This window comes from Candidatus Accumulibacter aalborgensis, from assembly GCF_900089955.1.
GTDB classification, from domain to species: domain Bacteria; phylum Pseudomonadota; class Gammaproteobacteria; order Burkholderiales; family Rhodocyclaceae; genus Accumulibacter; species Accumulibacter aalborgensis.
In genome coordinates, this window is record NZ_FLQX01000039.1 from 1 (window position 1) to 1,235 (window position 1,235).

The window sequence follows — 1,235 nt, forward strand, 5'->3', positions numbered from 1 at the left end:
AAGCGCTGCGCTCCGCACCAACCTGCTCGGTACGTGTGGTAGGGGGGCTAAACGCTTACGTCCTTGTTGCTTCAGGAGAGTCAGCACAGGCTGGATGGCCTTCGCCTTGTGGATGGAAGCATTGTCCAGAATGACCGTCAGTGGTCCGCCGACGCTTTTCAGAAGCAGACCGAGGAAACCTGCAAATGCGGCTGCGGTCGTGGTTTCCCAGAACATGGCCGAGAACAACGCTCCGGTCGATATCAATGCCGCCAGCACATTCAGGCGCTTGCCACGCTCGGCCGTGATGAGGTGAACTCCCCCTTTTTCGGTCCAGGCGTTTCGATTCGGCTGCGCGTGTGCGAAGCCCGCTTCGTCTACGTAGGCCAGTTTGATTTCACCAATCTTTGATTTTTCAACCAATTCCGCTATTTCTACCTGGGCTTCCCGAAATTTTTCTTCGTCCCGCTTCTTTCTGAGACTGTGCCGGGTTCTCTTCCAGACGTAGTTTTTCTCCTTCAAGGCCCTCTGCACCAGCCATACCGATACCTGTACGCCATGCTCGTCTGACAGGCGGATCTTCAACTGAGGGGCCGTACAGGCTTCCTCCTTGGCCCAAGCGCAGAGCACCTGCTTATGGGTTTCCGATAGCTTGCGAGGGGCACCGCTGCGCGGCAGATCACGCAGACCCTGGAAGCTTCGAGCCAGCCAGACATCCCTGTGGCAGGCGACGGTCTCGCGATGGATCCTCTGCCGGGCCACCACGGCATCGATGGACAGTCCCTGATCAAGTAGAAGCACGGTCCGTGCTCGCCGACGTTCGCGCCAGTCGCTGCCACGCTCGTCTATCCGCGCCAGCCGGCGGCGTTCCTCCCCTGACAGGGTCACAGTCTTTGCTTGGCGGGACATGGCGTGGCTTTCGGGAGGTTGGAGAGGGGGAAGCATACAGAAATAAGTCGGAGAACTTATCCGAGACCGCTTATCCCATTATTTACTTATCGTTAATATCCGAATTAGCCGACTAGCGCGATCTTGTCGCGCCAGTCGGGGTTGAACAAACAATTAGGCCAGAAAACCGTGGTCTGTCCCCGACCGACCTTAACCGTTATCAAGAATTTTGAATGTCCCAAATAATTGTGTCGGCACTGAAATCCTGCTCATGCGGCCAAATAATTCCATAATGCGCAGGGCGCGTAACCGTTCACACCCCCTCAAGAATTCACGCCACAGCGCCAAGTTCTATGTCATAATGCGTG

1 protein-coding gene is annotated in these 1,235 nt (G+C 56.2%); it reads right to left on the reverse strand.

What is annotated here, in order from left to right; translation table 11 throughout:
- The coding region (locus ACCAA_RS04225; protein ID WP_186406001.1) for an IS630 family transposase at positions 1-888 on the reverse strand (888 nt) is incomplete at its 3' end.
- Positions 889-1,235 lie beyond the last annotated feature (347 nt).